A 22,611-nucleotide genomic window follows, 5' to 3' on the forward strand; every position below is an offset into this window, starting at 1 on the left:
TCGACACTTCGAGGCCTGGAAATGCCTGTGTTGCATGGAGCCCGCCGGCTCGCGTTGTGCCTGCTCACGTTCGTCCTCGCCTGCGGTTCCACCGAACCCGATCCGAAGCCTGGGGAGGACAACGACAAGGTCGCGGCGCTCACCCTCTCTCCGAACGGGGCGACGCTCCTGGTGGGCGAATCGCTGACCCTGGCCGCCCAGGCGCTCGACGACAGCGGCCACGCGCTCCAGAACGTCCAGGTGACCTGGTCCTCCCATCTGCCCGCGTACGCCACGGTGGCCGGCGGCCGGGTGACTGGCGTGGCCCCGGGCGGCTCGGTCATCACGGCCAAGGTGGGGTCGGTGAGCACGACCCTGACGGTGCTCGTGATGCCGGACGACGCGTCCCGTCCGTCGAGCGACGAGGTCCTGGCGTCCGCCCATGAGGCAGGCCTCATCAACGACGAAGAGCTGCTGGCCTACCGGGTGTACGCCGCGTTCAGCGACCCCCGGCTGCCCCTCCAGTACAAGGCCCGCGTGGAACCGGGCTTCGACGTCACCCCGCTCGAGGAGCTGCACGCGCGCTTCGATGACCTCTCCGCGCCGATGCAGGACGCGCTCGGGATGTACATGCTGCGCCCGGATGACCCGGGGAGCTGGCTCAACACGCCCCTGCCCGACGCCCGGCTGAGCAGCATGAAGCGGCCCTCCTGCAAGCCCAGCTCCGACGGGTGGCACTCCATTTCGCCGTCCTACGCGAAGGTGAAGGTCTGGTTCGAGTTCGCCATCGCGGGTCAGCGCGAGCAGGCCGCCCTGCTCGATAACGCGATCGAGAATGAGATCTGGCCGAAGCTGATGGCGCTGGGCCTCAAGGAGCCCCTCACCGACGGGGCCTACAGCTGCAACGGAGGAAGCGCCCAGCTCGATCTTTACCTGTCTCGCAACATGAACGGCCGGGGATTGACCCTCCCGGAAGGCTTGGACAACACGCAGGCCGCCACCTACATCCTGCTGTGGGATGGGCTTGGCGATGACGAGCTCAAGGGTGCGGCGGCACACGAGCTGATGCACGCCATCCAATGGTCTTACAAGACGAAGGGCCCGCAGAACAGCTACGGATGGATCCGCGACGCGACCGCGAACTGGGCCATCGACCAGGTGTATGGACAAGCGCCGCAGCTCGAGCACGACTACGCCGATTGCTTCATGAGCAGCCCGGCCCTGTCCCTGGAGGACCGCTCCCCGGGCCACTGCAAGTCGCCGGCGGCGGGCCCGCTGGCGGCACGCGACTACGGCGCCTACCTGTTCTTCCAATACCTGGCGAAGAAGCACGGCCCGAACGTCGTGGTGGCGGCGCTGGAGAAGCTGACCACGGAGACCTCCAGCCTCACCGCGGTGGACTCCTCCGTCCCCGGCAAGCTGGAGAAGACCTGGCCGGAGTTCGCGAAGGTGCTCTGGAACCAGGCGCCCATCGACGCCAAGGCGGAGTCCTTCGCGAAGTGGGACCAGCTCACGGAGAAGGTGAAGTCCCACGCACTCAACGGCGACCTGTCCGGCGCGCCCGAGCACAAGGAAGAGCTCCACGACGAGCTGAAGAACCTGTCCAACCACTACGAGCACTTCACGTTCAGCGACCCGAACACGCGCTCCCTAATCTTCCACAACGGGTGGTTCAAGAACATCACCGAGTCGAAGGAGCCGGTGAAGGTGTTCGCGCTCTGGAACGACGCGAACGGGACGTGGCACGAGGAAGACTGGAGCGATTACGAGTACGTGGGCCTCTGCCGTGACATGAAGTCGCAGCGGGCACAGGACCTGATCATCATCACCAGCAACGCGAAGTTCGAACCCAATGGCGGCGGGAGCCTGAAGGCGGCGAAGACGCCCTACCTCAAGCGCAGCAACCTGGGCTGCTGGAAGTACAAGGGCACCTCGAAGGCGGTGCTGACGGGGGCGGGCTGGTCGGGCCGGGGAAAAATCCTCGACTCGAACCTGGAGTACCAGGTGCTGGGAGCCTTCGCGACCGCGGACTACGAACATCCGAGCATCCCGCACACGAAGCGGCTGGGAGCCTTCATGATCATGCCCGTCATTGGCGATTTCACGCTCGACGTCGACTACAACTTCGGAGGCTGCCGGTACACGCACGGGCCCACGAAGTACGCGCTGGTCGCGAATGGAGGGGTGATGTTGATGAACCCCTTCAACGAGTTGAAGTCACCGGATCCCGACACCCAGGACTGGCTGTCGCATGCGTCGCGTTCGTACACGTCGGCGATTGGTGATGGCCGCATCGTGGATATCGCCGTCGGCGGCGGCCCGGACTGCCGGGGTCCGGAAAAGGATGCCCCCGGGAACATCCTCTTCACGGACTCGGGTTCACCGCCGCTCGCGAAGCCCAATGGCGAGCTGTCCGGGACGTTCCCCTACGCGGACGCCGTCTTCACCTGGACGCTGACGCCGCAGAGCGAACCCTGAGTTCAGAACGCGACCTGGAACCGGGACATCACGACGTTCTCGGCTTCCCGGTCGCCTTCCACCGCCCCGCCCTCGTAGGTCGTGTGGTGGTAGTTCAACGCGACGAGCACGCGCCGGTTGAAGGCGAAGAGGGTGGCGACGCCGAAGCCCCGGGCCTGGCTCACGGAGCGGGTGGGGTCCGCGAAGAGGGGGAACGCGTCGTCGTCCATGTCCAGGCCCTGGTAGCGCACGGAGATCTCCAGCGCGCCGCCCTTGCCTGTCTTGGGGTTGAAGGGCTGGTGGGGCTTGGGGCCCGTGAAGGACGCGTCCCCGCCCAGCACATACGACGCATACGCCTGCCACGCGTGGTGGCGCAGGCGCGCGCGCTGGTCACCGACGCTCACCTCTTGTGACGACAGGACGTACTCCGCCAGGAGCCCCACCGGGCCCCAGTAGAAGTAGCCCTGGGGCGACAGACGCACGTGCTCTCCGTCCGCGACGACGGTCGGTCCAGTGGTTCCGTTGTTCAGGAAGCTGAAGATGATCTCCTGGCCGGTGCTGCGCTGCGGCACCAGGACGGTCGTGGAGGTGTTGGTGGAGGGCGTGCCGAACTGGAGGCCCCGGGAGACGGCGACGCCCAGGCCCAGGCCCTGGAGCGCGGAGTCCGTATCGCCCTTGAAGGGCTGGGCGAAGACGCGGGCCACCATGTCGAAGCTGTCGTCGGTGTTGACGTCGATGCTGGCGCCGTCGGGATCGCCGTTGACCACCGCGAACGCATACGAGAGGCGCCCTCCGGCGATGTCGCCGTACAGTTGCAGGCCCGCGTCACGGATGGGGACCAGGTCGAAGGTGAGCGAGCGTTCGATGAAGGGGACGTCCGTGTTGGCCTGGAGCAACTCCAGCCCGAAGGGCGTCTTGAAGCGGCCGGCGCGCAGGCGCAGCCACTCGACGGGGCGCAGGTCGATATACGCGTCCTGGATGAGCGGCTGATTGACGCCGAAGTCCGGCATGAGCCGGAAGTCCACGAAGCCGAACAGCGTCCCGTCCAGGAAGGGACGCAGGCGCCGGATGAGGAACGTGTTGGTGCCGCTCCGGTCCGAGTCCGCCAGGTAGAAGCGGCCGTCCCCCTGAAGCTGTCCGCGGATCTTCAGCACGAAGGCCTTGTCGGCGGTGGAGAAGATGTAGCCCTCCTCGGAGAGCTGGACGCTGGGAGGCTCCGGGGCCTTTTCGGGCTCGGTCGCCTGGGCGCGGGCTGGGGGCGCGGCGAGCAACAGCAACCCCAGGGTGGCGAGGTGGGCGGCGGAGAAGGCGGACACGCGGGACCTTTCAGGCGAGGGGCGCAAGGGACGGGAGGGGGCGCCGGGCACGCACCCTCACCGCGTGTCAGTGATGCTGTCAAGCGCCCCCTCGCTGCTGTCGCGACAGGCCCAGACGGCTTCGCCTTTCATCGGGTTCCCTCGGGTTTCTTGCATCTCCTCCTCCGCATTGGACTCTTCAATGCATGCCCTTCCCCAGGCGTATCCCTCTTCTGGCCGCCGTCCTCCTGATCTCCCTGGCAGCCTGTACCGAGCGGCCCACCGGCTCCGTCCAATTCGCGGCCTCCGTCCAGCGGGCCCTCTCTTCCCAGGAGGTCACTCGAATCAAGGTGACCCTCTCCACGGCGGAGATGCCTCCCCGCGAAATCGACCTGGGCCAGACCCACGGCTCCTGGGGCGGACTCATCAGTGACATCCCCGCTGGCGCCAACCACACGTTCCTTGCCGAGGCCTTCGACACCTCCGGCACCCGGCGGTTCCAGGGTCAGGCGTCTGGCGTCACCATCACCGCCAACCAGACCACCACCGTGGCCATCACCCTCCAGGAGCTCGACCCGCCCCCTCCGTACGGCAATGAAGCCCCTCTCATTGATTCCGTCGTCGCCTCCACCACCACGGTCCAGACAGGCGGCTCACTCTCGCTGAGCGCGACCGCCCATGATCCCAACCCCGGGGACACCCTCACCCATGCGTGGACGGCCTCCAGCGGCACCTTCTCCGCCCCTGCGGACGGCACCTCCTCATGGACGGCGCCGGCCTCCGCTGGCATCCGGACCCTTGTCTTCACCGTGACGGACTCCCAGGGAGCAGCCGCCTCCGTCACCCTCGCCGTCAACGTCGTCTCCGGCAGCTCCATCGGCGACGCGCTCATCGACGTCTCCTTCAACCACTTCCCGGTGGTCTCCAAGGTCTCGGCCTCGATCGCCCGGCTCGATGCGGGGCAGTCCACCGCCGTCTCCGCCAATGCATTGGATGCGGATGGCGATGTGCTCTCCTACCAGTGGGCCGCGACCTGCCCCGGGACCTGGACGAATGCGACGTCCAGCGCCGCGTCCTTCATCCCGTCCTCCGTTCCAGCCGGTGCATGTAACAACTGCCGGCTCACCGTCACGGTGCAAGACAACCGGGGTGGGCAGACCACGGGCTCGCTCAACCTCTGCGTCGCAGCCTCATCCACCGAGCGCTTCGCCCCTCTCTTCACCCACTCCTACCAGTCCGCCACCTCCGCCGCTCCGAGCCAGACGGTGACCCTGGACGTCACGGCCATGGACCCGCAGTCCAGCGCCATGACGTTCGCCTGGACCAGCAACATGGGCTCGCTGGCCGCGGGACAGAGCACCGCCAGCGCCAGCCGGGCCCTCTGGACAGCGCCCCCCTGCGCGGTGACGGGCCCGCCTCCCTCCGTCACCGCTGTCGTCACCAATGCCTACGGAATCTCGGCCTCCAGGTCCTTCTCCTTCTCCGGCCTGCAGGCGTGCGAGGTGGGCTGGTCCTTCGCGGGCTCCATGGACAAGGGCCGCTACCATCACACCGCCACCCTGCTCGCCTCCGGCAAGGTGCTCGTCACGGGGGGCTACAACGGCGGCTCCTCCACGGAGGTGTACGATCCGGAGACCCACGCCTGGGCCTCCGCGGACTCCATGGACACGGGCCGCTACCAGCACACCGCCACCTTGCTCCCCTCCGGCAAGGTGCTCGTCACGGGGGGCTACGGAGATGGCGGCGCCCTGGCCTCCGCGGAGGTGTACGACCCGGTTACCGACACCTGGTCCACCACTGGCTTCATGACCACGGCCCGCTATCAGCACACCGCCGTCCTGCTCCCCTCCGGCAAGGTGCTTGTCATTGGGGGCTTCAATGGCAGCGCACTGGACTCCGCGGAACTGTATGACCCGGACACCCACGACTGGACCTCCGCGGGCCTCATGACCACGGCCCGCTACCAGCACACAAGCACCCTGCTCCCCTCCGGCAAGGTGCTTGTCACGGGGGGCCTCCATGGCAACGCACTGGACTCCGCGGAGCTGTATGACCCGGACACCCGCGACTGGTCCTCCGCAAGCCCCATGACCCCGGCCCGCTACCAGCACACCGCAACCCTGCTCGCCTCCGGCAAGGTGCTTGTCGCCGGGGGTTACACGGGCTACTTCGCCGCCGCGCAGATGTATGACCCGGCCACCAACACCTGGTCCTCCGCCGGTACCATGGTCACAGGCCGCGCCCTCCACACCGCCACCTTGCTCACCTCTGGCAAGGTGTTCGTCACAGGCGGCTTCAATAACTACCTGTCCTCCACGGAGCTGTATGACCCGGCCACCCACGCCTGGTCTTCAGCGGCCTCCATGGCCACGGCCCGTTACCATCACACCGCCACCCTGCTCTCCTCTGGCAAGGTGCTCGTGGTCGGAGGTTTCAATGGCGGCCCCCTCGACCACACGGAGACCTACGCGCCTTGAGCGCGGGCCTGAGGGCGTGAGGGCATTTCGAGCTGGGCCTGCACGAGCCGCGTGTAGGCCCCGCCTCGAGCGAGCAACTCCGCGTGCGTGCCCTGCTCCACGATGCGGCCCTTCTCCATGACGAAGAGGATGTCCGCGCCCACCACGGTGCTCAACCGGTGGGCGATGGTGACGCGGGTGCATGAGAGGGATTGCAGCGCTTGCTGCACGCGCCGCTCGGTGACGGCGTCCAGCGCGCTCGTCGCCTCGTCCAGGAGCAGCACCGAGGGCCGGCGCACCAACGCGCGCGCCAGGGCCAGCCGTTGCCGCTGCCCTCCGGAGAGACTGGCCCCTTGATCTCCCATGGGCGTGTCGTAGCCCAGCGGCAGCGCGAGGATGTCCTCGTGGATGCCCGCGCGCGTCGCCGCGTCCACCACAGCCGCCAGCGGGATGGACGGATCCGCGAAGGCGATGTTGCTGCGCACCGACGCGTTGAACAGCCGCGTGTCCTGCACCACGATGCCCAGTTGCTGGCGCACCGAGTCGCTCTCCAGCTCCGTCAGGTCCATCCCGTCGAAGAGCACCCGCCCCGCCTCCGGCCGGTACAACCCCAGGAGCACGCGCGCGAGCGTGGATTTGCCACCGCCGGAGGGGCCGACAATGGCCGCCCACTGCCCCGGGGCGATTCTCAGCGACACGTCCTGCAGCGACGGTGACTCCAGCGCGCCGTAGCGGAAGCGGACGCCCTCCACCGTGATGCCACCCTTGAGCTTCGGCGCGGGCCGCACCTTTCGCGCGTCCTGCTCCGGAGCCGTCTCCAGCAGGTCGTCGATGCGCTCCATGTAGCTGCCGGCCAACTGCAACTGCCCGCCCACCGCGACCAGGGAGGCCAGGGGGGCCAGCGCGCCCAGGGCCAGCGCCTGCGCCGTCAGCATGGCCCCCAGCGTCAGTTCGCCGCGCAGCACCTGCCACAGCCCCGTGCCCAGCAACAGCGAGGGCGCGCCCACCTGGAGCCCCGCCGCCAGCGCTTCCACCACGCCCTGGTAGTAGCGCTTGCGCGAGGAGGCATTGAGTTGCCGCGTGTAGAGCTCCTCCCAGTGCCCCACCGCCTGTCCCTGCGCGCCCGAGGACTTCAGGACCTCCAGGCCGGACAGCATCTCCACCGTGAAGTCCTGGGACTTGGCCTGCGCGTGCATCTCGCTGGCCAGCAGCTCCTCGCGCCGCCGCCGCGTCGAGAGCAGCACCAGCACCTGCGCCGCCGCCACGGCCCCCACCGCCAGGAGCAGCGGCCGGCTCAAGCCCGCCAGCATTCCCACCGAGGAGAGGATGAGCAGCCCGTCCAACATCACGGCCAACGTGGCCGCGCCCAACGCCTCGCGGATGATGGCCAGGCTGTTGATGCGCATCATCAGGTCGCCCGACGAGCGCTGCTGGAGGAAGGCATACGGCAGCGACAGCAGGTGCCGCACCAGCTGGCCCGCCATGCCCACGTCCAGCTCCACGCGCAGCCGCACCAGCAGGGCCGAGCGCAGCGACGTGGCCAGGACGTGGCACACCAACACCAGCCCCACGCCCACCCCCAGCGCCGCCAGCAGGCTCGTGTCCTGCCGTGGCACCACCCGGTCCACCCCCATGCCCATGAAGAAGGGCAGCAGCAGGGACAGCACCTGCAGCACCAGCGACACCGCGAAGATGCGCGTCCAGTTGCCTGCGTGCCCGCGCAGCAGGGCTGGCAGGCGGCGCAGCAGGGCCGGCCGCGTGTGGCCTCCCCGGAGCGCGGACGTGGGCTCGAACAGCAGGGCCACGCCGGTGAAGGCGTCGCGGAACTCGTCCCAGGACAGACGCCGGCGTCCCAGGGCCGGATCCACCACGTCCACCCCACCCCGCCACAGCCCGTCGAAGACGACGTAGTGGTTGAACTCCCAGTGGAGGATGGAGCCGCGGTCCAGCACGGGCACCTCGTCCATGCCCAGGCTCACGCCACGCGCGTCCAGGCCGAAGCGCTTCGCTGCCTCCACCAGCGCCAGCGCGTGCGCGCCTCCGCGCCCCGCCCCCACCGCCTCGCGCACCTCCGCCGGCCGCGCCGGGGCGCCGTGGTACGCCAGCACCATGGCCAGACAGGTGGGGCCGCAGTCCGCCGCGGTGAACTGCTGAAGCAACGGCACCCGGCGCCACCGCCGCCTCAGCTCACGCCACGCGCCCATGCCTCACCTCCGCCCGCCGCGAGCCTGCGCCCACAGCGCGGCCGCCAGCGACTCCGTTCCCACCTGCACTTCGACCGTGTTCGGGGTGCCCGGCGCGTCGCCGCCGGCCGACGAAATGTCGTGCGCACGGACGAGCACGCCCGACGCCAGCCTCCCGCTCAACGCCTCTGGCACTCGCGTCCCCGTATCCACCCACTCCACCTCGTAGTCGCGCATGCCTTGCGCCGTCCGTGCGCGCACTCGCAGCCCCGGACGCAGCGTGCCCTGGTGCTGTTCGGGCACGGTGAAGAACAGCCGCGTCCGCATGTCGCTCCCGGGCGATGGAGCCGTGGGCGAGCCCAGGGACACCACCTCCACCACCCCTGGGACGCTCACCACGCGGGCCACCGGCACGCGCGTCACGAAGAGGCCCAGGAGCGCGATCGCGACCTCCAACGGCAGCGGCAGCCAGCGCACCCAGCTCGGGTGCTCCAGCCGCACCGGCTCCGCGGCGGGCCCGCGCGCATGGCGCTCCAGGGCCTCGCGCCTGAAGGGCGTATTCCCTTCCTCAGCGGACATGTCGTGACTCCAGCGGCGTGCGGAAGGACGCGAGCAGCATCCGGTCCCACGCCGGCTCCTCGTCGCTGATGGCCGCCAGCAGCGCGAGCGCGATGCCCACCGAGCCCGTCAGGAAGCTGGCGTTGTCCTCCACCCGGTCCGTGTAGATTTCGCGAGGGAACCACGCCGCGTAGCCACCGACGCCTTCGCCGGGCACGCGCCGCGCCACGAGCCGCGCGAAGCACTCGCGCGCTTCGCGGCCGAAGGCCTCCTCCCCCGTCAGCCGGTACATGCGGTGGAACAGGTGCGCCAGCCCCGCCTCGCCGTGGCACAGCCCGCCATCCATCACCTCGCGCGTCTCCTCGGGCCGGCGCACCGCGCGCAGGCCCGTCTCCACCGCCACCCGTTCCCACTCCGCGTTGCCCACCGCGCGCGCGGCCATCAGCAGCGTCGCGGCCACACCTGGATCCCCGTAGCACCACGCCCCCCGCGACACCTGGGAGCGCCGCACCTCGTTGTCCGCGTAGTAGGCGAAGGCGGACAGCGAACTCGCGGGCTGCCGCTGCGCGAGCAGCCACCGCACCGCCTCCTCCAGCGCGGGCCCCACCCGCGCCCGGTCGACGTCGTGCGCCCACGCGGCCGCCAGCAGGCCCACCACGCCCGGGTTGCCGTGGGCCACGCCCAGGTTGTAGCCGCCATCCTGCTGCTTCTTGCGGGTGGTCGTGGGGATGAGCTCCGGAGGGGTCCGCCACGCCCGTCCCTGCGGCCCCAACTCCGACACGGCCAGCAGGTGGTGGACGACGCGCTCCAGGCACCGGCGCGCCCGGGCCCCCGGAAGCCGCTCCAGCGCGAAGACGCCCAACCCCACCAGCCCGGCGATGAGATCGTAGTGCTGCACCCAATGCTCGACGCCCAGGGCGTCCTCCAGCGCCGCTTCCACTTCCTCCAGCGGATCTTCCTCCGTGCCCAGCTGATCCGGCAGCAGGTGCGCGCCCAGGTGGTGCATCACCCACGACACCTGGACGAAGCCGCCGTGCAGCGCCGGGCGCATCCACTGGCGCCCCACCTCCTCCAGCGCCCCGTCCAGGAAGCGCGCCGCGTGCTCCGGATCATCCCCTCCGGGCCACACACGCGCCAGGTAGCCGTGCAGCAGCGCCTGACTCGATAAGCGCTCCGCGATGCGCATGCCCTTGTGAGTGAAGGGCTTGTGCAGCTCGGTGGTGATGGCACGCACCGTCTCCGCGGCCTGGTCCGCCAGCGATCCAGTGAGCAGCGGCCACCACCGGGGGGCCTCCTGATTGGGACGGATGGAATGGGCAATCATGGGCGTGGCTCCTGCGCGCGGGCGCGCGCGAGCTGGGACTGGTAGGTCCGGGCGAGGAAGTCGTAGAGCACCAGCTCCTGCGCGCGCGCCGCGGAGCGCAGCATCCGGTTGGCGTGCATGTGCAGGTGGATGCCGGCCACCGTGAGCAGGGACACGCCGAGCCGGCCCTCGCGCAAGGCCACCTCCAGGCGCCGCCGCACGGGGACGAGCCGCTCCGAGCGCTCGCGCAGCACGGCGAGCCCCTCACTGAGCAGCGGGCTTCTTTCCGCGTCCGGCGCCCAGGCCGCCGCCAATGCGGCGCGGGCCTGACGGTAGCGGGCACCGAGCTGGTGCGTGAAGGCCGTGTCCATGCGGAACTCCCGCCCGAAGAAGTCGCGGGAACGCTCGGCCACCGTCAGCTTCGCGCGCGCATCCAGGCCCAGGTCCTCCAGCAGCAGATCCATGCCCCGCAGGGTGAGTTGCCACCGGGCCTCCGCGCCCGCGTCCCCATCCAACAGTGCCATCAGCTTCAGCACCGCCTCGCTGTCCGCGTGGAACAGCTCCTCGGCCAGGGCCATGCCCTCCGGACCGCCGTAGCGCTCCAGCTCTCGCTCGTACGTGTCGAGTTGCACCTTCCACACCACACCGGCCCGCGCCAGCGGTGCCACCGCGGCGGAGAGCGCCGGCAGTGCGTCGCGGTGAAGGCGGGCCGGATCCCCGTGCAGCCTCAGGCGCACGTGCCAGTCCGGATCCTCGAAGCGGATGAAGAACCAGCGGTCCACCACGCCCTCGCGGACGAGCTGCTCCACCAACGGCGTCACCGCGTCGCACAGCACGTCATCCGCGCCAGCGGTGCCCGCGTACAGCTTCGCGTAGAGCCACTCCGAGCCCGGCGCGAAGTGCCGGGGGACACCGGCGGATGGACCACCGCGCGGGGCAGGCACGGAAGCCGTGGGCTCCTGGCGCCGCACCATGGGGAGGAACAGCTCATGGACGAATCTCCCCTCCGGACCGTGAGTGCACAGCGAGTCCGGCCCGACGAGCTGCTCGCGCAGCACGGCGCGGGCGCTGTCCTTCACCAGCGACGCGAGCGTCTCCACGCACAGGACGTTGTCCAGGTCCAACGGCAGCACGTTGTCGCCATTCACCAAGGCCACGTGGCGCGGCAGGCCCAGCCGCTCGCGAAGCGCTTGCACGGCCCGGAAGCACTCCTCGCCGCGCGCCGCGCCCAGCGGCTTCAGCACGTCCGGCCCCAGCCGCCACCTCGCCAGCGACAGCACCACCCGGCCGGACACCACCCGCGGCAGGAAGTCCAGGCCCTCCAGCACGCCCCAGTTCCACGACAGGCCCACCGCGCGCCCCTCGTGCTGGAGCATGCCCAGGAAGCGGTAGACGCCCAGGCCTCGGGCGAAGTTGTGCGCGGTCGTGAGTCGCGGCAGCACCTCGCGGCCCAGCCGCTTCGAGCGCAACACCACGCGCCCATCCACCACCGACACCCGCAGGTCCTCCACCGGGAGCTGCTGCGCGTCGGGCGCGCCAGAGGCCCCCAGGAAGGGAATCTCGTGCCCGCGCAACTGGGGCCGCAGCAGCACGTTGCCAATGCGTCCCTCCGGCAGGTGCACCACCTCCGCGAAGACGGCGTCCGGGCGGAGCGCCTCCTCGGCGCGCAGGTGCCGCTCCACCGCGTAGCGCAGCGCCGGGTCCCCATGACAGAAGCGGCCCAGGGTGTTGGCGCCAGAGGGTCCTGCCGCGCCGCGCAGCACCAGCGAGAAGTCCCCGCTCGCGAAGGACTCGTCCGATGCGGCCAACACGCTGAAGCCCACGGAGATGGCGTCTGGCGGCGGCACGGGCTTCTCCGAGGACAGCGCTTTCAGGTCCTCTTCGCCCAGCGTCAGCACGCGGGCGCCCGGGCTGGCGGTCAGCCGACGCATCAGGTGCAGCTCGCGCGCACCAAACGTCCCTCCTGCATCCGTCGAGGAGGGGAAGGCCAGCCCGCGCAACAGCGGCGCCCCATCCGCGGCGGGAGCGTTGGACACCTGGAAGCCCACGCCGGACTCCTCGTCGAGCGCCTCCAGCAGCGGCACCTCGCGGCCCTCGTAGCGGCGAGTGAAGGCCTCGCAGAACGCGCTCAGCGGCGAGCGGCCCGCCTGGGGCCCCATGCGCCGGACGAGCTCCACCGCGCGCGTCACCTCCGCCAGCACCTCCGGGCCCAACGTGGCGCCGGGCGCCGGACGGTAGAGGTCCACCTGGAAGAGGCGCGGGAGCTCCACCTTCACGGGAAGCGCTTCGAGCCGAGTGGCGATGGAGAGGTAGGCCTCCTTCGACCGGCCGGGACCCTCCGCATCAAGTCTCGCCAGCTGATCTCCGACGTCCTCCAGACATGTGGCCGCCTCCAGCGCCACCTGAGCGGCCTCGCCAGTCCCCGCCTCATGCGCCAGCGCGCGCAGCCGCGTCACCAGGTACGGGAGCGGCTCCGGTCCGGTGACGGGCACGGCCAGCTCCGGCACCAGCAGGTCGTTGTCCACGAGCGTGCGCACGTACCCGGCGGCCTCCTGTGCATCCACCTCCGCGTCCAGCGCGACCAACGTCCGCACCAACTGCTCCGGCCGGGCCCCTGCGCGCGCGTGCTCCAGCACCGCTTCCAGGTACACATCCGGCCGCACCGAGGACAGGTGGTGCTGGCGCACCGCGCCCACGTGCCGGGTCTCCACGTAGCGAAGCCGCCCGGCCGCGCGGTACAGGCTGGCATTGGGGCGGTAGCGGAGCACGTCGCGCAGGGCCGGGTGACGAACCAGCGCCTCCACCAGCCGCGTGAGGTAGTCCATGTCCAGGCGGGTGTCGCGCTGACACTCGCGCGCGTCCGCCACCGCCAGGTGCGTGCGCGCTCCCAGGTGCCCCACGGAGCACGACGCGAAGAGGCCGAAGGGCGTGCAGCGCCCCGCCATGCGCAGGAAGTAGCGCACCAGGGCCTGCTCCACCTTGAGGCCGTACTCGCTGTCCGGCGCCTGGAACCAGAGCGGCAGCTCCTCCTCCAGCGAAGGCGACGCGACGAAGAGGGCCTCACGCACCTCCGGCCGCTCCACGTACGCGCGCAGCCTCGTGCGCAACAGCGCGCGATCCGCGTCCAGCGCCTTCGCGAGCGATTCGGTGGCGTGCGGCGCGGTCAGCCGCGAGTTCCAGTGCTCCATTGCGTCGAAGGGCAGGAGCGGAGTGCGCAGGACGAAGAAGTCCGCCGGGTCCATCAGGAATTCGGCGGGAGGCGGGCGCTGCCCTTCGGGAGCGCGGCGGCGGAGCTGGGACATCGCGGCGGACCTCGGAATCAGGTGCGGGAAACGCCCCGGGCCGGCGAGCACCGGCCCGGGGCAATCGCTCACCATGGCTCGGAAGCGGACCTCACCTCCGAGCGCATGGCGCACGCATCAGAAACAGCAGCCGAAGAACTCACCCGTCTGGCAGAGCGCGTTCGTGTAGCAGACGGTGGCCTCGGTCGGATCCGTGCCAGTGCAGGCGACGACGGAGGTCGGGGCGCCACCGGCAACCTGCTTCATCTCGGTCTCGTTCAGCGCGCGCAGGGTGTCCTTCGACAGCGTCAGCTTCTTGGTGGGCTTCTTCATGATTCGTCTCTCGATGTAAGGCCGCACGGAATTGCGCGGTCGAAACGAATTACGAAGCCACCTGGAATTCCTGGTCGTTGCCCCAATCACTTATCAGCGTTCCGCGTCCTGTGGAGGCAGCCACGTGAGCACGTTGCGCGACCACAGATTGCGGAAGGTGGCGACAAGCTTTGCGCGCTCCGAGGGTTCCGTCATCTCGTTGGCGTCGGCAATCTCAGCAATGCTGGTGGTGCCATCCGCGAGCCCAAGCAGTTCCCGCTCCATGTCGCTGGCGCCGAGCCCGGGGGGCAGCAGGAAGCGGGTCGGATCCAGGCCGGTGGTGCGTTCCACGCTCTGCGCCGTGGGGCGCTCCAGGAGATGCGGGTGCACCCACGCGCGGCTCCAGGAGCCCACCGCCAGCGGGCGCAGCGATTCCACACGTTCGGGCGGCACGTCCTCGCGCAGCACCTGGAGGAGGGACTCCAGGTTGAGCAGGGCCCGCGCAAGCGGCGGTGCCATGCCCGCAGGCACCCGCGCGCCCGCCATCGCGCGCACCGCGAACACGGCCGTGGCGATGGACACCATCACCCCCGCGTTGGAGGCACCCACGTGCAGGGGCCCACCGGCGAGCCGCACGCGGCGGCGGCCCTCGAAGACGAGCGGCCACAGGTCCGGCCGGGACTCCACCGCCAGGCGCTCCTGCTCCGCCGCGGTCCAATCCGGGTGCGCCTGCTTCGCATCCTCCAGGCTGACGGACTCCCTCAGCCCTCGCACCTCGTCCCCCGTCAGCACACCCGCGCGCGTGAGCAGTTCCAGGACCTGTGGGGACAGGCGCGCGCCACACGCGGCCACCAGCACATCGCATGGCAGATGACGGGCCTCGCCGCCCTCGTGGTACGTGACGCCGTCGCGGGTGACGCGCACCGCGCTGGCGTTCGGCACCAGCCGCGAGCCCGTCGCCTCCACCAGCCGCGCGAAGTGCGGCAACCGGTGCATGCCCCGCGCCTCGCCGCGCATCAGCAGCGTCACCGGCTGGCCCGCCATCATCAGAGCCCCGGCCTGCTCGAAGCCGGAGATGCCACCGCCCAGGACCACCACGCGCCGGCCGGCCACCTCCGCCGCGGAGCGCAGCCCCTCCCGCACCTCCACATGCGAGCCGGGCTCCACTGAGTCTGGAGGCAGGGGCCGCCGCTCATACCAGGCGGTGACGAGCACCTCTTCGGCGCGCACCTCGATGCGGCCCTCTGGCGTCTCCACCTCCACCGTCACGCCATCCGCGTCGGGGCGCAGGCCCACGCAGCGGTGGCGGCAGCGGATGTCCAGGCGCCCCATCTGGATGACGCGTGCGTAGTAGTGCAGCACGTCCTCGCGCTCGCACTCCAGCGCGTCGCGGCAGTCCAGCGGCAGGCCGCCCACCTCCCAGTGCGAGGCGGGCGACAGGTAGACGAGGCCCTCGATGTGGGCATGCAGCGAGGCCAGCGGGGTGGCGCCAGACTCCAGGGCCATGGCGGGGATGCCACGTGCCCGGGCCTCGAAGAGGGCGGCCACCGCGGTGGGGCCGCCGCCAATGACACACAGCTTCGTCGTGAGGATGGTCATGCGCGCGCCAGCCTATACACGGTTCGGATGCCCAAGCGCGATGAGGGCTTTTTTTGAAAGGAATCAAGCCAGGATTGCCGCCTCATTTCGTATGGGATGCTGACACGCCGGTGAGCGGGGAAAGCGCATGCGCATCTTCCAGGACATGGGGAGGCTCCTCCAGGAGCGGTGGCTGAAGGTCCAGCACAGCGAGGAAGCCTTTCCCGACATCGTGTCCCTGCGCGAGTCCACGCTGTTCCGGCCTCTCTTCCAGGGCGGAGTGGGCACGGGCTCCCTTCTCATTCACTTCAAGGTCGCGCCACTACGCTTCGGACTCCGGAGACGCCTGCGCGTCGGGTTGATTGCTGGCGCGGACGACCGCGACCCACGCAAGCAGGACCAGCAGCAGTGCTGGAAACTCCACGATGAGCCGCGTCGCATCGGCACTGCCACGCTCGGGGTGGGTGTCCAAGGAGAAGCTCAGCTGGCGCTTCAAGGGCAGCTGGTAGGTCCAACTGGCGGAGTCGCGGCGACTGAGGAACTTCACCTCCCAATCCGAGGTCGGCCCGGGTTTCGTGGGGCCGATCCCGATGGCGCTGGCGATGTGAAGCCGGATCAATCGCGCGTCGGTCCAGCCCACCCACCATAAACGGCCGCGGATGAGGGGAGACCGCAGCGGCTGGGCGGAGGTCCTGCCCACCGAGAAAGAGTACCAGGGGCTGAGGTACCAGACGGCCGTCAAGGCCAAGGCCAGCACCAGGAGTGCCTTCGGGAGATGACTCCGTGCTCGGGAGAACCGTGACGTGGGTTCGGGCATCTGCCCGCCCACTGTAGCGCCACTTGGTGCGCCTACCCAGGCGGTGCGGCCTTCGTCGCGCTCGACGGCTCGCGCATCAATGAGCAACCCGGGTTCGATCTCAGCCAAGAATTCAAATCAAACCCAAGATGACGGTCACGGCGTCCGCCCAGACGGGCTCCCGAGGCTGTCTCAGCCCTTACCCTTCGGGCGGCTCACCGTGTACATGACGATGTTGTGATCCGAGCCGCCCGTAGGACCGGCCCTCACGTTCGAGACCTTGCACCCGTAGGACATCGCATAGTCAATCTTGCCGTGGCCGTGGCTCTCCACGCCGCCATGGGTGGCCATGCCCGCCTGCTGGGCAATCCAGCCGGGCGACCACTTCCCCTTCGTCGACGCCGGCTCATTCCAGTCGCCGCCGATGAGCAAACCCTCGTCAGGGTTCTTCGCGATCTTCCGCTGCGCGAAGCCGAGCAGCTTCTCGGAGAGTGACTTGTAGGTACTCACGCGGTTCTTCGGCCCAACAGGCTCCCCGCCCTTCCAGTCGACCGAGGGCGGCTGGTGGGCCGAGACCACCTGCAGCCATCCCGCGAGCTTGACCGCGGTGGCAGCCCGCGGCGGAGCATGGCCGCCGCGCACGGTGGTCCAGCCGCCGCCCTCGCCCTGGATGGACGTCTTCTGCCCCTGGAGCAGGCTGTCCTTCACGAGGATGCCTGTCTCGCCATGGTCCTTGGCCCCAGGGAAGGTCACCAGGTGGTAGCCAGGGATGTTCTCCAGGGCCTTGTGGTAGCCGTTGATCTCCTGGAGCTGGACGAAGTCGAGCTTGTTCTTCTTGGCGAAGTCCCCCAGCCACTTCTTCACATCCTGGGGATTGCGGTCGCGCTCGACGTTGTAGGTCGCGCCCTTGAGCTGCGACGGGGTCTTACCCTTGCTGTCGCTGCCACCGGCCGCACTGGCCTCGGCGGTCGTGGTGCCTTCAGTGCCGGGGGTGGCGGTGGCGCTGACGCGCTTCAGCGACTGGTCCATCCGCTCGCCGACGACTCCCTGCGGCTTCCCTTCCCAGCCGTTGTCGCGCTTGTAGGCGACCACCGCCTTGGCGGTCTTGGCGTCGAAGCGGTCGTCAGCGGCACCCTTGAGGTAACCGGCCGATTTCAGGCGCTCCTCGACCTTCTGAACGCGGTTGCCAGTGGAGCCGACGTGGAGGGGGCGGTGGTGGGCGTTGGTTCGCATGGTTTTCCTGATTCTCGACCATCGAGAGGAAATGTTTCCTCTGTTCGCACCGACGCGGCAGAGCTTGCCGCACTGCGCAATGGCAGCCCGGCTTCGTTAGGAAGGATGCAAAGGAACGAAGGTCTTGCTCGACGCGGACGCGCGGACCCTCCACATCGGTCCGGTGCGGAGTTCCATCCGTTCGCGAAGGGAATGACACGATGAGCACGGGAAGCTTCATCTGGTACGAGCTGATGACCCACGACCCCGACGCCGCCGCGAAGTTCTATGGCGCCGTCGTTGGCTGGAAGATCTCGGCCCCGTCCGAGTCCATGCCGAGCGGACAGGACTACCGCATGATCATGCGCGGCGATGGCGGCTCCGCTGGCGGCGTGCTGCGCCTTTCACAGGACATGGTGCAGCACGGCGCACAGCCCTGCTGGCTCGGTTATCTGCACGTCGCCGATGTCGATGCGTCCATCAAGGCCATGGTCGCCGATGGAGCCAAAGTATTGATGCCGCGCATGGATCTGCCCGTCGGCAAGATCGCGATGGTCGCCGACCCGATGGGCACGCCCTTCTACGTGATGGCGCCCATTCCGCCGCCCGGTAAGCCCGATGCGAAGAGCGACGTCTTCGACGTGAAGGCGTCGCAGCGCATCCGCTGGAACGAACTGGCCAGCCCCGACCTCGCGCGCGCCAAGACGTTCTACGCGAAGCACTTCCACTTCCAGTTCAACGAAGTGATGCCCATGGGCCCGATGGGCGACTACTGCTTCGTCGACCACGACGGCGTTCGGCTTGGCGGCATCATGCAGAAGTCCGCCGAGAAACCGGGCCCCACCGGCAGCTGGCTGTTCTACTTCGGCGTGCCCTCGGTCGCCGAGGCGCAGCGCGCCATCACCGCCAACGGGGGCAAGGTGCTGCAAAGCCCGCACGAGGTGCCCGGCGGCGACTGGGTTCTCGTCGCAACGGACCCTGCGGGAGCCGCATTTGGTGTTGTAGGAAGCAAGGGCGAGTGAGCCCAAGGAGCGCAACCATGACGACCGGCGTGAACAAGACCCTCATCTGCCTCTGGTACGAACGCGATGCCGAGGAAGCGGCTGCATTCTACGCCCGCACCTTCCCCGGCAGCTCCGTTGGCGCCACGCACCGCGCACCGGGCGACTACCCGGACGGCAAGGAGGGGGATGCCCTCACAGTGGAGTTCACCGTGCTGGGCATTCCGTGCATCGGCCTCAATGGCGGTCCCACCTTCAAGCAGAGTGAAGCCTTCTCGTTCCAGATCAGCACGAGGGACCAGGAGGAGACGGACCGCTACTGGAAGGCCATCGTCGGCAACGGCGGTCAGGAAAGTCAGTGCGGGTGGTGCAAGGACAAGTGGGGAATCTCGTGGCAGATCACCCCTGCCGCCCTGACGGACGGCATGAGCGATCCGGATCCGGCCGCGCGCAAGCGGGTGTTCGCCGCGATGATGGAGATGAAGAAGATCGACATCGCGGCGATCAACGCGGCGCGCAAGGGCTGATACCCGCGAAGAAGAATGCAAAAGAATTCCGGGGGCTCCTTCCCTGGGGGAACGGCGGTTCGCACTCCCGCGAGCCGCTTCCACCAGGAGCCTTCATGTTCCGGATTCCGTCCCTCTGCCTCTGCCTCTTCGCTTCGCTCGCCATCGCCGACGAGTCCTCGAAGCCCGCGCGGCTCACCGTGGCCCAGAAGAACGGCTGGGCCACCTACGACACGGAGCTGAAGAAGAAGGAGGACGCGGTCAACAAGGCCTGCGGGTCGTCCTTGAAGAGCAGCTACGACAGGTCGACCTACCCCGCCTTCGACCCGATGAAGGACCGGACCCAGAGCGCCTGCCAGATGGCCGTGGGCACCCTGGTCGAGGTCTGCGGCACCGCGGATGGCAAGGCGGCGGTGAAGGAGGCCGTCACCCAGACGGTCTGCAAGCTGTCGACGGAAGGGACCAAGGTCTCGCTCGACGGGAGCGTGCTGACCATCCACATCGACCCGGCGAAGAGTTCCATCGCGGGCAAGCAGGCCGGGAACTACAGCTGGAAGAGCGCCCTCGAGGAGATTCTGTAGCCGCGGCGTGAGCGGCTCGTGCCAGGACCGCGCCTCTAACGGCGCGCCTGGGCGCGGGCAATGATGGCCCCCCTCGTCACACCGGCCTGCTCGAAGCGGAGCGCGGCGCGCTCGAGCGCCTCGGTCAACGACGCGACCTCCTCGTGTTGATCCGCGCCGGGACGCACGAAGCTGGTGACGGCCCTCGCGAGTCTCGCGGTGGTCGAGTTGATCACCACGAAGAACCCCTTGCAGTACTCGCGAGCCAGGTCGGCGATCTCCGCCTGATGATCCGCCAGCAGCATCCGCTGGGAATGGGTCAGCGGGCGGGACCGCGAGAAGTCGATGATCAGGACATAGGGCTCGCGCCGGTGGATGAGCTTGGAAAGGCTTCGGAGGATGCTTTCCATCTCGCTGTCCGTCGTGGTGTCGCTACGCTGGACAATGGCCAGGGGCCAGAGCGATTCGTCGAGGGTGTACATGGAGGGAGATGTCTCAACCGGCGGTTTCGGTGAAACATACACCACCCACGAATCGGCGTGCCGGAGCACTGAAACCTGCAACACAAGAAATCTGCAACAAATCCGATGTCCATGTGACGTTGACACGCATCCGGGCGCGACGAACTTTCCAGACAGGAAGCTGCGCTTCTCCCCTGCTTCCAGGAAGCCGAGCCCCTTCACGCATGGATACGACAGGCGAGCCCCCCTTCATCTCCACCGGGCAGCTCCCCGCGGCGGAGCAGGTCCGGGCGTTGGTGGACGAGGCCTACCAGCGCCACCAGGGGAACACCGAGGGCCAGTGCTCCCAGGTCTACCCGGCGCTCGCCAGGGTGGATCCCCGGCTCTTCGGCGCGTGCGTGGTGGGCATCAACGGCAGCAGCCATGGGGCCGGGGACGTGGACCATCCCTTCTCCATCATGAGCGTCTCCAAGCCGTTCGTCTTCGCGCTCGTCTGTCAGGCCCTGGGGCCCGAAGAGGTGCGGCGCAAGCTGGGGGTCAATGGCACGGGCCTGCCGTTCAACTCGGCCATGGCCCTTGACCTGAGCCCGGACGGGCGGACCAACCCCATGGTGAACTCGGGAGCGCTGGCGACCACGGGGCTCGTTCCAGGCAGCAGTCCGGAGGCACGGTGGCGGTTCATCCAGGAGGGGCTGTCGCGCTTCGCCGGACACCCGCTCGCGCTCGACGAAGAGGTGTATGCCTCCGCGATGGAGACCCATCACCGCAACCAGGGGCTCGCCTTCCTGCTCCACGGCCTGGGCCGCCTGGAGGCGGATCCGGTCCTGACGACCGGGCTCTACACGCGCCAGTGTTCATTGGCGGTAACCGCCAGGGAGCTCGCCGTGATGGGAGCGACCCTGGCGGACGGAGGCGTCAACCCGCTCACCGGGACGCGCGTCGTCGACGAGGAGGTCTGTCATCACACGCTCGCGGTGATGGCCACGGCGGGGATGTATGAGACCTCCGGGGACTGGCTCTACGACGTGGGGGTCCCGGGCAAGAGTGGCATTGGTGGCGGCATCGTCGCCGTCGCGCCGGGCAAGGGCGGGCTGGGCACCTTCGCCCCGCTGCTCGACACAGCGGGCAACAGCGTCAAGGGACAGCTCGTCGCGCGATTCCTGGCCCCACGGCTTGGCTTGAGCCTGTTCATGTCACGCCCTCAGCCTGGCACGGCCTGGCGCCCCCCGTCGTAGAGGTCCATCGCGGTAGGATTTGGGGTTCTTCTGTCGGATTCGCTAGAAACCCCTCCGTGCCGACCCCATCCCTTTCATCGCGCGGTGGCTTCGCGTCCTCCACGCTCGCGCTCGGGTTGATGTGTCTGGCCCTGTTCGGCATCTACACCACGAGCGAGGCGCGGCTACAGACGGACTCGCTGTGGTCCATCCCTTCCGCGGCCAGCCTCCTCCACGAGGGCAACACCGACCTGGACGAGTTCCGGCACTGGTTCTTCCCGGGGACTGCCTATGCACGCAACGAGGCCGGCGGCCACACGTACTACGTGTACCCGCCGGGCGTGATGGTGTCCGCGCTGCCGTTCCTCGCCGCCGCCGAAGGACTCATCTCCCTGATGGAGCCAGTGCTGCCCCGCCTGGGGACGTTCGGTGCCGATGCGCTGGCATGGCGGACGCTGTTCCGGCACACAGGGCGGGAGTACCTGGGCTCGTTCGCCCTCACCGAGCAGCTCATCGCCTCTTTCTACGTCTGCGCCGCCGCGGCAGTGCTCCTCGTCACCCTGCGCAGGCGGGTGTCCCCGGGGGCGGCGCTCGTCACCGTGCTGCTTTTCGGGCTGGGCACCACGGCGTACTCCACCGCGAGCCGGGTGCTCTGGCAGCACGGCCCCGGGCTCCTCGCCATCGCCTGCGTCATGCTGTTGCTGGCCCGACCCGCGCAGACCGCGCGCACCGCGTTCCTGTTGGGCCTCTGGGTCGCGGCCGCCTATGCCTGCCGGCCCACGCACTCCCTCAGCATCCTGGTGGTCACCGGGTTCATGGCCCTGCGCTTCCGCCGCCAACTGCCGGCCTACTTCGCAGGCGCGGCGCTCGTGGCGATTCCCTTCTGCGCGTACCACCTGTCTGTCTACGGCTCGGTGTTCTCGCCCTACTACCGTCACACGGTGGATCCGCTCGCCGGACCGTTCTTCATGGCTCTGGCCGCCAACCTCGTCAGTCCCTCGCGAGGCATCTTCACCTTCTCACCGTTCCTCGTGCTGGGCGTCGTGGGCTTCGTCCAGCGGTGGCGCAGCCGAAGCCTGGAGCCCTACGAGGTCCTCTTCGCCCTCATCCTGGTCCTGCACTGGGCGGCCATCTCCTCTTTCTACATCTGGTGGGCCGGGCACTCCATTGGCCCGCGCTTCTTCACCGACGTGCTGCCCTACCTCGTCTACTTCCTCGCGTTCCCCGTGCAGGCGGTCCTGGAGGCCCCTTCACGGCACCGGGTCCTCGCGGGCGCGCTCGTCGTGACGGCCGTGTTCAGCGTGTTCGTCCACTGGCGAGCCTCGCACTCCTACGACGTCCACAACTGGAACTCCTCGCCGGTGGACGTGGACAAGAATCCTTCGCGCGTCTGGGATTGGAAGGATGCGCAGTTCCTGCGCGCCCTTCCCCGTGACGCCTGATTTCCGGCGGAGGCCCT

The 22,611-nt window shown here is 69.0% G+C and carries 17 protein-coding genes; 7 read left to right on the forward strand and 10 right to left on the reverse strand.

All coding sequences use genetic code 11. From position 1 onward, the window contains the following. The first annotated feature begins 21 nt into the window (after positions 1-21). Positions 22-2,457, forward strand: coding sequence for an Ig-like domain-containing protein (locus tag D7Y04_RS41700; RefSeq protein ID WP_158627684.1), 2,436 nt, complete (start codon positions 22-24; stop codon positions 2,455-2,457). A 2-nt stretch (positions 2,458-2,459) separates the two neighbouring features. Here D7Y04_RS41700 and D7Y04_RS41705 read toward each other — a convergent pair whose 3' ends face one another. Then, entirely contained in the window at positions 2,460-3,752 is a 1,293-nt protein-coding gene (locus D7Y04_RS41705; RefSeq protein WP_120598070.1) for an OprO/OprP family phosphate-selective porin, read from the reverse strand. A gap of 329 nt (positions 3,753-4,081) precedes the next feature. Here D7Y04_RS41705 and D7Y04_RS41710 point away from each other — a divergent pair, with 329 nt between their 5' ends. Beyond that, positions 4,082-6,208: a kelch repeat-containing protein gene (locus D7Y04_RS41710; RefSeq protein ID WP_368666438.1), complete on the forward strand. Its 2,127-nt coding sequence runs from the start codon at positions 4,082-4,084 to the stop codon at positions 6,206-6,208. On the opposite strand, the gene D7Y04_RS41715 is transcribed toward D7Y04_RS41710, so the two are convergent. The 8 genes from D7Y04_RS41715 to D7Y04_RS41750 form a co-directional block, all read right to left on the reverse strand. Continuing rightward, positions 6,196-8,391: a peptidase domain-containing ABC transporter gene (locus D7Y04_RS41715; RefSeq protein ID WP_121762963.1), complete on the reverse strand. Its 2,196-nt coding sequence runs from the start codon at positions 8,389-8,391 to the stop codon at positions 6,196-6,198. The genes D7Y04_RS41710 and D7Y04_RS41715 overlap by 13 nt on opposite strands. A gap of 3 nt (positions 8,392-8,394) precedes the next feature. Then, a complete protein-coding gene (locus D7Y04_RS41720) occupies positions 8,395-8,949 on the reverse strand; it encodes a hypothetical protein (RefSeq protein ID WP_120596745.1) in 555 nt (184 codons plus the stop codon). Next, positions 8,939-10,252 (reverse strand): lanthionine synthetase C family protein, encoded by a 1,314-nt coding sequence (locus D7Y04_RS41725; RefSeq protein WP_120596744.1) that lies wholly within the window; start codon positions 10,250-10,252, stop codon positions 8,939-8,941. The genes D7Y04_RS41720 and D7Y04_RS41725 overlap by 11 nt, the downstream gene beginning before the upstream one ends. Then, positions 10,249-13,533, reverse strand: coding sequence for a lantibiotic dehydratase (locus D7Y04_RS41730; RefSeq protein ID WP_233601831.1), 3,285 nt, complete (start codon positions 13,531-13,533; stop codon positions 10,249-10,251). Before D7Y04_RS41730 ends, D7Y04_RS41725 begins: the two co-directional genes overlap by 4 nt. A gap of 117 nt (positions 13,534-13,650) precedes the next feature. After that, positions 13,651-13,845, reverse strand: a complete 195-nt coding sequence (locus tag D7Y04_RS41735) for a class I lanthipeptide (RefSeq protein ID WP_120577331.1) — start codon at positions 13,843-13,845, stop codon at positions 13,651-13,653. Positions 13,846-13,938: 93 nt separating this feature from the next. Further along, positions 13,939-15,423 carry an NAD(P)-binding domain-containing protein gene (locus D7Y04_RS41740; RefSeq protein ID WP_120596743.1) on the reverse strand — a complete coding sequence of 495 codons (1,485 nt, stop codon included), beginning with the start codon at positions 15,421-15,423 and terminating at the stop codon, positions 13,939-13,941. A 301-nt stretch (positions 15,424-15,724) separates the two neighbouring features. Next, positions 15,725-15,949, reverse strand: coding sequence for a hypothetical protein (locus D7Y04_RS44250; protein WP_147454608.1), 225 nt, complete (start codon positions 15,947-15,949; stop codon positions 15,725-15,727). 441 nt (positions 15,950-16,390) lie between these two features. Continuing rightward, positions 16,391-17,431 (reverse strand): peptidoglycan-binding protein, encoded by a 1,041-nt coding sequence (locus D7Y04_RS41750; protein WP_120596741.1) that lies wholly within the window; start codon positions 17,429-17,431, stop codon positions 16,391-16,393. A 200-nt stretch (positions 17,432-17,631) separates the two neighbouring features. On the opposite strand from D7Y04_RS41750, the gene D7Y04_RS41755 reads away from it, so the two are divergent. From D7Y04_RS41755 to D7Y04_RS41765, 3 genes are all read left to right on the forward strand, one after another. After that, positions 17,632-18,432, forward strand: coding sequence for a VOC family protein (locus D7Y04_RS41755; protein ID WP_121762964.1), 801 nt, complete (start codon positions 17,632-17,634; stop codon positions 18,430-18,432). A 17-nt stretch (positions 18,433-18,449) separates the two neighbouring features. After that, positions 18,450-18,938, forward strand: coding sequence for a VOC family protein (locus D7Y04_RS41760; protein WP_121762965.1), 489 nt, complete (start codon positions 18,450-18,452; stop codon positions 18,936-18,938). A 95-nt stretch (positions 18,939-19,033) separates the two neighbouring features. After that, the gene (locus D7Y04_RS41765) at positions 19,034-19,498 is read left to right on the forward strand and encodes a hypothetical protein (protein ID WP_121762966.1); all 465 of its coding nucleotides are present in this window, start codon (positions 19,034-19,036) and stop codon (positions 19,496-19,498) included. Between the two features lie 35 nt (positions 19,499-19,533). Here the strand turns inward: D7Y04_RS41765 and D7Y04_RS41770 are convergent, their stop codons facing one another. Continuing rightward, a complete protein-coding gene (locus D7Y04_RS41770; protein WP_120596737.1) occupies positions 19,534-19,959 on the reverse strand; it encodes a hypothetical protein in 426 nt (141 codons plus the stop codon). A 203-nt stretch (positions 19,960-20,162) separates the two neighbouring features. Here D7Y04_RS41770 and glsA point away from each other — a divergent pair, with 203 nt between their 5' ends. Then, positions 20,163-21,173 carry a glutaminase A gene (gene glsA / locus D7Y04_RS41775; RefSeq protein ID WP_121762967.1) on the forward strand — a complete coding sequence of 337 codons (1,011 nt, stop codon included), beginning with the start codon at positions 20,163-20,165 and terminating at the stop codon, positions 21,171-21,173. Between the two features lie 56 nt (positions 21,174-21,229). Then, positions 21,230-22,594 (forward strand): hypothetical protein, encoded by a 1,365-nt coding sequence (locus D7Y04_RS41780; RefSeq protein ID WP_121762968.1) that lies wholly within the window; start codon positions 21,230-21,232, stop codon positions 22,592-22,594. The last annotated feature ends 17 nt before the right edge of the window (positions 22,595-22,611 follow it).

It is taken from the genome of Corallococcus sp. AB038B (assembly GCF_003668955.1).
GTDB classification, from domain to species: Bacteria; Myxococcota; Myxococcia; order Myxococcales; family Myxococcaceae; genus Corallococcus; species Corallococcus exiguus.